General features: G+C 50.4%; 12 protein-coding genes. 5 read left to right on the top strand and 7 right to left on the bottom strand.

The features are described from left to right. Positions 1-189 precede the first annotated feature (189 nt). The 3 genes from WMO29_RS13815 to WMO29_RS13805 are packed head-to-tail and all read left to right on the top strand — an operon-like array spanning position 190 to position 2164. Positions 190-1002, top strand: coding sequence for a hypothetical protein (locus tag WMO29_RS13815; RefSeq protein ID WP_349165154.1), 813 nt, complete (start codon positions 190-192; stop codon positions 1000-1002). A gap of 46 nt (positions 1003-1048) precedes the next feature. Then, positions 1049-1435, top strand: a complete 387-nt coding sequence (locus WMO29_RS13810) for an ATP-binding protein (RefSeq protein ID WP_349165207.1) — start codon at positions 1049-1051, stop codon at positions 1433-1435. Between the two features lie 12 nt (positions 1436-1447). Next, a complete protein-coding gene (locus tag WMO29_RS13805) occupies positions 1448-2164 on the top strand; it encodes a LytR/AlgR family response regulator transcription factor (RefSeq protein WP_349165152.1) in 717 nt (238 codons plus the stop codon). Here WMO29_RS13805 and WMO29_RS13800 read toward each other — a convergent pair. The 4 genes from WMO29_RS13800 to WMO29_RS13785 all read right to left on the bottom strand — a co-directional run bounded on the left by WMO29_RS13800 (position 2161) and on the right by WMO29_RS13785 (position 7903). Further along, the gene (locus tag WMO29_RS13800; protein WP_349165151.1) at positions 2161-3600 is read right to left on the bottom strand and encodes a glycoside hydrolase family 1 protein; all 1440 of its coding nucleotides are present in this window, start codon (positions 3598-3600) and stop codon (positions 2161-2163) included. The genes WMO29_RS13805 and WMO29_RS13800 overlap by 4 nt on opposite strands. A gap of 12 nt (positions 3601-3612) precedes the next feature. After that, positions 3613-4512 carry a MurR/RpiR family transcriptional regulator gene (locus WMO29_RS13795; RefSeq protein WP_349165150.1) on the bottom strand — a complete coding sequence of 300 codons (900 nt, stop codon included), beginning with the start codon at positions 4510-4512 and terminating at the stop codon, positions 3613-3615. 85 nt (positions 4513-4597) lie between these two features. Next, positions 4598-5983: a PTS transporter subunit EIIC gene (locus WMO29_RS13790; protein ID WP_349165149.1), complete on the bottom strand. Its 1386-nt coding sequence runs from the start codon at positions 5981-5983 to the stop codon at positions 4598-4600. A 30-nt stretch (positions 5984-6013) separates the two neighbouring features. Next, the gene (locus WMO29_RS13785; RefSeq protein ID WP_349165148.1) at positions 6014-7903 is read right to left on the bottom strand and encodes an oxidoreductase; all 1890 of its coding nucleotides are present in this window, start codon (positions 7901-7903) and stop codon (positions 6014-6016) included. 291 nt (positions 7904-8194) lie between these two features. Between WMO29_RS13785 and WMO29_RS13780 the strand changes: the two genes are divergently transcribed. Continuing rightward, entirely contained in the window at positions 8195-8371 is a 177-nt protein-coding gene (locus WMO29_RS13780; protein ID WP_435391177.1) for an ATP-binding protein, read from the top strand. 9 nt (positions 8372-8380) lie between these two features. Here the strand turns inward: WMO29_RS13780 and WMO29_RS13775 are convergent, their stop codons facing one another. From WMO29_RS13775 to WMO29_RS13765, 3 genes are read right to left on the bottom strand one after another with little or no spacing between them, the layout of a single operon-like run. After that, positions 8381-8929, bottom strand: a complete 549-nt coding sequence (locus WMO29_RS13775; protein WP_349165205.1) for a hypothetical protein — start codon at positions 8927-8929, stop codon at positions 8381-8383. A gap of 40 nt (positions 8930-8969) precedes the next feature. Next, positions 8970-9647, bottom strand: a complete 678-nt coding sequence (locus WMO29_RS13770; protein WP_349165147.1) for a hypothetical protein — start codon at positions 9645-9647, stop codon at positions 8970-8972. Position 9648: 1 nt separating this feature from the next. Beyond that, positions 9649-10086, bottom strand: coding sequence for a MarR family winged helix-turn-helix transcriptional regulator (locus WMO29_RS13765; protein WP_349165146.1), 438 nt, complete (start codon positions 10084-10086; stop codon positions 9649-9651). Positions 10087-10244: 158 nt separating this feature from the next. Here WMO29_RS13765 and WMO29_RS13760 point away from each other — a divergent pair, with 158 nt between their 5' ends. Then, on the top strand, positions 10245-10595 hold the full coding sequence (locus WMO29_RS13760; protein WP_349165144.1) for a hypothetical protein: 351 nt from the start codon (positions 10245-10247) through the stop codon (positions 10593-10595). Positions 10596-10690: the final 95 nt, after the last annotated feature.

Here is a 10690-nt window from a genome sequence, read left to right as displayed (position 1 = left end):
CCCCGCTCCTTTGTGTGATTTTAGAATTGCATTACCCATATTTTAACATAAAATAATTTTTTATATTACTTTTTGGCGCGAATTGCACATATACGGCGCGAACAGTAATTTCTGCATTTGCTTTACTTCCGAAAATCCCATATAATAGAAATAATATGATTTTTATCCATACACAGGAGGATTTCCATCATGCTGCTTCAGGCTCTGACACTTACGCATCACATTACCACCATGCTGTTCGGCATCTTTTTATCGGCCTTTTTCCTGGGCGTAAAACAGGAACGGAAAAATGTCCTGCTGCTCCTGTCGGTAGGACTGATTTGCCTGCTGCTCTATATCCCCTGCACTCTTCTGCTGGGTGAGACTTACACAGATCCCATTTACCCGCTGCTGGTACATCTCCCTCTGCTGCTGGTGCTGGTTTTCCACTATAAGTTCCGCTGGCTGCCTGCGCTCATATCTATTCTGACTGCCTATCTGTGCTGTCAGTTCAGCAACTGGATCGGTATCCTGTTTCTGTCCCTGTCCGGTTCGGAAGTGCTCTACTACCTGAGCCGGATTCTGATGACGCTGAGCGTATTCTTCTTCCTGAGCCGGAACCTCTGTCAGACCACGGCGCTTCTTTTTTCCAAGTCCAACCGGGAGTTGTGTATTCTGGGCGCTATGCCGCTGGTCTACTACCTTTTCGATTACGCCACAACGAAATTTTCCACACTGCTGTATTCCGGCAGTAAGGTAATCGTGGAATTTCTGGCATTTTCCATGTGCCTCTCCTATGTGGTATTTCTTCTGGTGTACTTCCGGGAATATGAAATGAAACACCGCGCGGAACAATACGGAGAACTAATGGATATGCAGCTTGACAGCCTGCGTACCGAGATTGACCAGACACGCGTCAGCGAACACCGCCTGGCGATTCTCCGGCACGATATGCGCCATCATCCGGCAGCAGAAGACAGATCGTGCCCTGGAATATATCCAGGAAATCAACCGTCACTATGACGATACGGTCATCCGCTCCTTTTGCAAAAATGAGTTGCTGAACTCGGTGCTCTCTATCTACAGCACCCGATTTTCGGAAAAGGGCATTTCCTTCGACTCACAGATTCAGGTGTCGGAAAGCCTGCCCTGCCCTGAACTGACCTGCTGCGCCATTCTCTCAAATATCCTGGAAAATGCCATGCACGCGGTCGAAAAGCTGCCGGAGGAAAGACGTCAGATCAGTCTGAATATTTTCGAAAAATCCGGTCATCTGCTGATGCTGGGAAAAAATCCCACCGATGTACCGCCGGTTTTCTCCGATGATGTTCCGGTTACGAAAAAAAGCGACCACGGTATCGGCGTGCAGAGTATCATTTACTATGTAGAAAAAGAACAGGGTCAGTACCAGTTTTATATGGAAGGCCGGGACTTTGTCGTCCGTATCATTCTGTAAGGGGAGTTTTATATGATTAAGATTGCCATCTGCGATGATGAAACTGCATTTCTCACGGAACTAAGTGCGATGCTTCGCTCCTGGGCCGCGTCCCGGGAGCTTGTTCTGCAGCTTTTTCCCTTTACCAATGGAGATAAGCTGATTGCCGCCTGCGAAGAAAGACCGGCGGATCTGGTGATTCTCGATATTATGATGCCGTTTCCCGGCGGAATGGATACGGCAAAGGCGCTGCGGCAGAAGGAATCTCATGTGCCACTCATCTTTCTGACCTCCTCCCCGGAATTTGCCCTGGAATCCTACGAGGTCCGGGCTTTCTGGTATCTTCTGAAACCTGTTTCGGAAGAACGGCTTTTCTCTGTGCTGGATCAATGGCTCACCTCCATGCAGGCGTCTCTTCGCCATTTCGCAGCCCGGACAATCTCAGGCTATCAGAATATCTACCTCCGGGATGTGGAATATCTGGAGGCCCGCAATAAACTGGTTGCCGTCGTGTTCCGAGACGGCTCTGTCCTGGAAATCAAAGAGCCCTTCCACCGGTGCGAAGAATTTTTCACACCGGAAAAGGGCTTCTACAAATGCCACCGCAGCTATCTGGTGGCTTTAAACTGCGTCGAGACCTTCTCCAAGGCCGAGCTGCGCACCAAATCCGGCGCACGGATTCCCATTTCCCGGGATAATGGAGTGGCCTTTAAGGACGCTTACTTTGCTTATATGTTTCCGGAGCGTTAGTCGGTTAAATCTTCTCCGTTGGTACGGATTACTTTCTGATACCAGTCAAAGGAATCCTTCTTTTCCCGGGACAGGTCGCCGGTTCCGTCGTCGAATTTATTTACATAGATGAAGCCGTAGCGCTTGGCCATCTCGCCGGTGGATGCGGACACCAGATCGATGCAGCCCCAGGGAGTATAGCCCATCAGGTCTACGCCGTCCTCTGCGGCCTCCCGCATGGCTTCGATGTGCTTACGCAGGTAATCGATCCGGTAGCTGTCATGGACACGTCCGTCCGCGCCCTTCTCGTCTCTGGCTCCCAGACCATTTTCCACCACCATAATCGGCAGCTGATAGCGCTCATAGATCTCATTCAGCGTATAACGCAGGCCATCCGGGTCTATCTGCCAGCCCCACTCCGAAGCGGTCAGATACGGATTTTTCGCGCCGCCCGCCAGGTTGCCTGCCACCTCTTCCGAATTCTCATGGGTCGTGATACAGGTGGACATGTAGTAGGAACAAGTGTAGAAGTCTACGGTTCCCTTTTTCAGAATCTCTTTTTCTTCCTCTGTGATCTGCAGATCGATCCCATTTTCCCGGAAATACCGATCCATATAGGACGGATACGCGCCGCGGATCTGCACGTCGGAACAGAACCAGTTCAGCACATTGTTATGCTGCTGGGTCGCCAGGATATCCTTCGGATCACAGGTCAGCGGGTAGGCGGTCAGGAACACGTTCATATCGCCTAACTGAAACTGGGGATAAAGCGCATGGGCGTAAGCCACCACCTTCGCGGAAGCCACCAGCTGATGATGTAGGGCGGTATAGCGAAGCTGCGGCGTGATCTGGATGCCGTTTACCGGGCCGCTGTAGCCTTTCACAGTTCCCAGGGACAGGGTCGTGCCAAGCTGGGTGGTGCCGCCGTTGATCTCATTGAAGGTCAACCAGTACTTCACCAGATGCTGATACCGCTCAAAGACTACGTGGCAGTAGCGCTCGAAATGGCCGATAACCTCTTCCCCCGCCCAGCCGTTGTAAGCCTCCACGAGACCGTAGGGCAGCTCGTAATGGCTTAAGGTCACCAGAGGCTCGATGCCGTATTTCTGACACTCTTTGAATACATTTTCATAGAACTGAAGACCCGCCTCGTTGGGCTTCTCCTCCATGCCGGTGGGGAAGATTCGGGTCCAGTTGATAGACGTACGGAAGACCTTGAAACCCATTTCCGCAAATAAGGCGATATCCTCTTTGTAATGATGATAGAAATCAATGGCCTCGTGGCTGGGATACAGCCGTCCCGGCTCTACCTTTGTGGTAATGCTTTTCGGACAGTCTTTGGTGCCGTTGGTACAGAGATCCGGCACGGACACGCCCTTGCCGTCCACATCCCAGGCTCCCTCAAACTGATTGGCGGCGCAGGCGCCTCCCCATAAAAAGTCTTTTCTAAATGACATGATTCTGCTCCTTTATCGCTTTTCACTGCTTATGAAATCGGGATTTTTCTTGATCAGTTTTTCGTTCTCTTCATAGATAATCGACGCCTTTTCCCGGGTCAGCTTCTCATTTTCCTCGTAATCCATCTTGTACAGGAAGGAAAACAGGCAGTCCAATACGAAATGAAAGGCGCTGTACACCGCGAAGGTATCGATCTTGGCCGTGTAAGAGCGGTCTTCCTCCAGTTCCACCAGGATTACCTCCTGGCACATCCGGGCCACCGTGCTGTCCGGCGTGGCTGTGATACCCACGCAGTAGGCCTTCCGCTTCTTCAGAAGCCGGAGGCTTTCCACCACGTCCCGATTCTCCCCGGACTGGGAAATCACCAGATTGACCGTACATTCCGTTCCGACCAAAGCGTAGCCCGGCAAAAAGCAGGAGCTCAGGTTCAGATTTACGATATGGCCGAACCGCAACATTTTTTGCTGGAAATCCATGGCCACCGTGGCGGAAGTTCCCACACTGAAGATATTGACCATATCGGACTGGCTGATGCGCCGTACAATCCGGCGGAACTGATTGTAATCGAAGCCGGAAATGGTTTTACTGATGGTATCCGAGTTAAGTTTCGCTAACTTTCTGGCTATCTGCTCAAAGGAATCATTTCCGGAAAACGGATAATTGGCGTCCACAGCGCTTTCCGTGGCGAACGCGTCGTACTCGGAATTGAACAAAATCTGGAACTTTTTATAGCCGTCCAGATCCAGTTTTCTGCAAAATCGGGTAATGGTGGCCGGTGAAGAATAGGTCCTCTTCGCCAGATCTGAAATAGACATATTTTTTACTTCAAAACCATTTTGCAGCAGATAATCCGCGATACTCTTCTCCACATCGGTGAAATCCGCCTGTCTCATAAGTTTTTCTATGATCATAAGTTCTCCCCCATCCTTTTGATCTATTTTAGCAAAAATCATTTTCCATGGAAAGGGGAGAATCTTATCTTATGGGTTTCTATATTTAGTTATACTCGTTTACCTTACCGCTCTTCAGCAGTACCGCAGTCAGAATGAAACCAAGGGCGATGGCTGCCACGATGCCTACGCAGTACATAGGGAAGTTTACGCATCCAAACCAGCCGCTGAAGGCCAGAAGTCCGGAGAAGGAGAAGTTGGTCGCCGCCACGCCGCCGATTCCGAGAATCAGGCCTGCTGCCGCGCCGGATACAATCATGGTGCCCAGGAGCCATTTACTTCTCAGGATGATACCGTAGAGACCCGGCTCTGTGATACCGCAGAGGGCGTTGGTGAAGGCTGCGGAGCCTGCTGTGGCCTTATCGCCTGCGTTTTTCGCGAAGACTGCCACGGCCAGGCAGATACCCAGAGCCGCGTAGTTGCCCATACCGCCGGCTGCCAGCGCCGGCTCAAAGCCCTGCTCTGCCATGATACCAAGCAGAATCGGGGTAACTGCCCAGTGCATACCAAGCAGGATAACCAGGGAGAAGAAGCCGCCGAATACGATGCCTACCAGAATCTTGCTTGCTCCTACCAGGCCGTATACCGCGTTGATGGCGTTTGCAACCAGGCCGCCAATGGGTCCGAATACCAGGATAGTCAGCGGTACAAACACGATCAGGCACAGAAACGGAACCAGAATAAACTGGGTCATCTGGGGAAGAACCTTCTTCAGCCATTTTTCGAAATAGCTCATACAGAATACTGCCAGCAGAATCGGAATAAAGGAACCGCTGAAATTGTACGCTGTGAAGTTGATACCGACAAGGGACGCCTTTTCACCGGTTACCAGGAGATCTGCCACGCCCGGATACATGATGGCCGCGCCCAGTGTCACTGCTACGTACGGGTTACATTTGAAATGCTTTCCTGCTGTAAACGCCAGCAGAATCGGGAAGAAGTAAATCAGCGCATAGAAAATCGCGTAAAAGGTCTGGTAGGTCAGGCTCGCGCTGTCTACTACGCCCATATTGGCCAGAAGTCCGATAACGCCGGACGCGATACCGCCGGTAGCCAGAATCGGGATATACGGCGCGTACACGTCGGACATCATCTTGGTGAAGCAGTCCAGAAGACCGGTCTTCTTATCCCCTGCTGTAGCCGGATCGTCGATGGCGTCGCTGGCCTTCAGACCCTTTGCCTTCATCTCCGGCGCGTTCATCAGCTTCGCGTAGACGTCGCCTACGTGGGTTCCGATGAGTACCTGGCAGTAGCCGGAGCTTACCAGGGTTCCCAGTACGCCGTCTACCGCTTTCAGGGCTGTCTGGTCGAACTTGGACTCGTCCTTCAGGGAGAAACGAAGTCTCGTTGCGCAGTGGATACAGTCGTTGATGTTGTCAGCCCCGCCGACTCCGGCGATGACGGACTGAACCAGTTTCTTGTAGTCTTTCATTTGTCTATCTCCTTTTTATTTTTATCACATTCAGATATTCAAGGCGTTTACGAAACCTTCAAAGTTCGCGTTCATGATGCTGGACGGGCGGATGCAATCGCCGATGGCTATGGTGTCCCGGCAGATGCCGTAGAAGCTCTCAGTCAGGGCTATCTGGGGAACCAGGCCGGTGGAAAGAATCAGATTGTCATAGGCAATGACTTTTTCCTGGCCGTCCGCGTCTTTATAATGAATCTCCTCATCGTCAATGCGGGTGCAACCGCATCTGGTAAGGCTGTGAATGTTGTCGTGAAGCAGGAATTTCTGCCGCAGTGCCTCCCGATACAGGGAATTAGCGTTGGCTGCCAGTGTGTCTGTAACCTCGATAACCGTAGCCTCTTTTCCCTGCTCGGCCAGTCCCAGGGCAATCTCACAGCCGATGCTGCCGCCGCCCAGGATAGCTACCTTTTCGCCCAGCTTCTCCGGATGGGTGATGGCGTCCGTGGCCAGAAGCACCTTCGGATTGTCGATGCCCGGAATCGGAAGCACGCGCTCCACTGCGCCCAGGGCAATGAGGATGCTGTCCGGCTTCATTTCCCGTACCATGTCCGGGGTGGCCTCGGTGTTCAGAAGCACCTTTATCTCACGCTTCGCGATCTGGGTTTTGTACCAGGTCAGCAGGCGTTGTACTTCTTCTTTGTGCTCTTCTCTGACAATGACCTTCAGCATACCGCCCAGTTCTGCGCTCTTTTCAATTAGCGTAACCTTGTGGCCTCTGTCGCTGGCGGTGATGGCCGCCTTCATGCCTGCGGGACCGCCGCCGAGGATGACTACCTGTTTGCTTTTTTCTGCTTTTTCAAGCTCTCGCTCAGATGGAACGAAGGCTTCGTTATGATAACGGGGATTTACGGAGCAGCCCACGTTCCAGTGATCGGTGGAAATGTGATAACAGTTGGAGCAGCGCAGGCAGGGTACGATATCCTCGGGACATCCCTCCTGGGCTTTTTTCGGCCAGTAGGGATCCGCCAGCAGGCTGCGGCCAAAGGCTACCAGATCCACATATCCCTTCGCCAGAATCTCTTCCGCCATCTGCGGCGTAGTGATGGCGCTGACCAGGGAAATCGGTACGTGAAGCTGTTTTCTGGCTTCCTTTGCCCATTTCAGGTTCGGCATGGTTTCTTCCATGTTCGTGGTGATGCAGTGGATGTTGGCCTCGAAAATCTTATCGATACCGGATGAAATCTGTATGGTGTCCACATAGGGCTCCGCCGCTTTCAGGAAGTACATAACGTCCTCAAAGCTGATGGAATCCTCGATCCACTCGTAGGCGCTGACACGAATATCGATGGGATAATTTTTTCCCACTGCCTTTCTGACGGTCTCCAGGATTCGAAGCGGGAACCGACAGCGGTTCTCGATGCTTCCGCCGTATTCGTCCGTCCGGTGATTATAATGCGGAGACAGGAACTGGGCCGGAAGCCAGCCGTGTCCGAAATGCAGGAAGATGGAATCAAAACCGATTTTCCGACAGCCTGCGGCTGTCTCGGCGTACCAGTGCAGGGTCTCCTGCATCATGGCCTCGTCCATTTCTTTTACCTCGACGCCGTCCGGGCGGATGAAGCCTGACGGGCCTTTGGCATAGTCTACAGTTCTGGCGTCCTGGCCTGCGTGGAATACCTCGATGGATGCTTTCGCGCCGCCCCGATGAATCTTCAGAACTTTTTCCCGCGTCTTTTCTCTCTCATATTTCGCAAAGGGCCAGGGTTCTGCACCGCTTGCGAAGCTGGAACGTCCGGGCTCCACGATGCAGTGTCCCGCCATGACCAGACCCGCGCCGCCCAGGGCTTTTTCCTCGAAGTCGTCTCCGGTTGGCGTGGCGACGATTCGGTTTTTCAGAATCATACCATTGATGGTAATCGGCTGAAATAAATGCTCAAACACGTTTCTTCCTCTCTTTCTTTCGTAAACTCGGTTTGCTTTATGGCTATCTTACCCTGCCCCGCGCTCACGCACAAGCCCGCCCGGCGAAGCTGAAAATTATTTTCAGGATTCGTCCGGGCGGGCTTTGGTTTCGTGAAATTTATTAAATTTTCATAAAATAAAGTGCGCTGTTTCAAACTGCCCATTGTCACTGAGTTCATCATATTCTTTCCAGTAATCTAACTTCGGAAGCAGTCCAGCCAAGACCGCCGTGTTTACCTGTCTATCTTTGAACGCTCCGGGCATCTGTTGATGCTGGAAAAAAATCCCACCGATACGCCTCCCGTCTTTTCCGACGGTATTCCGGTCACTGCCCGGGAAGGGCATGGGATTGGCGTGCAGAGCGTCATTTACTATGTAGAACAGGAACACGGCCAATACCAGTTTTACCTGGACGGCCGTGATTTCACTGTTCGTATTCTTTTATAAACAGCCTTCTTATACCCGTTTATACCGGATGGGATCGTCGTATCCAAAGGTCCTTCTTCCGTTTACTTCTATGCTCTCAGATACCTCCAGACATGCCTCGGAAAAACGTTCCCAAAGCCGGAACTTCATAACCGGGGTAAACTGACTTGTACTGCCGCCTTCCCAGACTCCGTCTTTCTCCCGGTAAAGGGCTGGTGTGAACTTCTCTGATTTTTTTAAATCTCCGTAGTCCACCGGCTTCATGGAAGCATAGGTAAAGCTGTTTTTATCCTCTCCCTCCGGTATCTCATAGGATGTAAGCAGAACGCCGTCCTGCTCCTCTGTAAACAGAAACAGATGGGCTGAGGCGTGTTTCTTCCCATTGGTTTCATAATAGCTTTCTTCCACAAGAAATTTTCCCCGGAAATCTGCGGGGAGATCCCGGATTTTATCGTTGCAGACGGTATTGACATGCTCTGCCAAAGGATATACCTTTTCCGCCTTCTGCATCTGGTTAAACTGTTCTCTGTTGTCAAAATGCCCTGTCAGTAATCTCAAAAACTGTTCTAAGTTCTGCATCATTCTTCCTCCTGTCTTCTTTCCTGTCTGCAGTTTCATTTTACAGAAGCTGCAAACCCATAATAATGATCCACATATAAGCGCAGGTCTTGGGAATCATCAAAATTCCGACCATCGGCTTCTTCTTGCTGAAAAGCGTAACCGGAAGATAGCAGCCAAAGGAGATGAGAATCGCGGCTACCATTCTGGTCATATGATATCCGCCGGCATTTCCGGAAATAGCGTACAGAATGATCACGCCGATACCGGTAATCGCGAACACGCCGTTCCGAATGACGGACAGTCTCATATTGCCCTCTTCGGTACACCAGTGATTCTGGGGCAGCATGCAGATCGCAATACGGATAATCGCGGAAATCCATATGAGCGCTTCCACAGCAACCGGCGCCTGCAGTCCCGGGAAAGTAAGCTTCCAGATATACAGCAGGATTACATAGAAGGCTGTCATCGTAATGGAAGAAATCTGCAGACCTCTTCCCAGCATATGTTCGATTTTTTCACTGCTTCCCTTTACGGCCCGGATCACTCTCGGAACCAGATGAAAAGCGTCTCCGCCGCAGAGGGTCAAGGTCAGAATACCGTACAACACATACAGGCTGTTTCCCTTTGCCGCTGATAAAAATACAATTCCTGCAATCAGGTCAAACAACAGGTATCCTGTGTCAAATACCGCCTCCATCAAATCCGGCATCTTCAGTTTATAACTTGTGTTGCTCATTTTATCTTTGTCCTTTCTCTTTGATACATCTTTCCGCATTGTCACATATTTTCTGAAATACCTGCTTACACAGAGCGATTTCTTCCTTCGTCAGTCCCCGGAGCATATCTTCCGCAAATTGTTTCTGTACCCGAATTCCATCCTGTATCAGCTCATTGGCAGAATCTGTCAGCAGCAGATTCACATGCTTTTTATTGTCCGCCGCTGTCTCTTTTTCAATAAATCCTTTTTCTTCCAGCACCTTCAATGCTGTGGATACGTGGGACTTCGTTGATTTTCTGATTCTGACGATATCTGCTGCTGTATGATACTTGGGATTGTGATACAAAAACAATAAAATATCATATTCCAGCTTTCTCAGGTCATATTTTTCGCATACAGACGCCATCAGGATCTCATAATAACAGGTAATCGTCTTATGCCGATCCCAGAAATGCATAGGCCTCCTCCTTTTATATCGTTCTATTTAGAACGATTATAATGTGTCGCATACTTCCTGTCAACCACAAAATAAATTTTTCACCTGAAATGAAACTTTTTAACGGTATAGAGCGTCCAATAAATTGGAAACATAAATAACGAACAGGAGATTTTCTTATGAAAAAGAAATTAACTATGATGATACTTTTCACTGCCATTACCGCATCCCTGATCGCAGGCTGCGGAACCAAGGGATCCGGCAACGGTAATTCCGCTTCCCAGTCCACCGGAAAGGAAGACGCGGAGGACGCTTCTGAATTTACCGGAACTCTGGACGAGGTAAAGGATTTCATGTTTGTCGTAACCGACGCTTCCGGCAGCTCCTACGCATTTACCTTCGAAAACGAAAAGCCGGAGGGCTTAGACAAGGTAAAGGTTGGAGATAAGGTCACCGTAACCTATACCGGAACCATCTCCGAGGTAGACCCCTTTATGGGCGAGGTGCTTTCCGTTACTGCAGCGGAATAAACGAAGAACATGGAAAAAGACCGTTTTAAGGACTGTTTGGTTCTTAAAACGGTCTTTTACATTTCTATGTGTCTTCTCTTGTAAAACCAAAAAAG

This window comes from Laedolimicola intestinihominis (genome assembly GCF_040096155.1).
GTDB lineage: Bacteria > Bacillota > Clostridia > Lachnospirales > Lachnospiraceae > Laedolimicola > Laedolimicola intestinihominis.
This window is presented reverse-complemented; position numbering and strand designations above follow the sequence as displayed.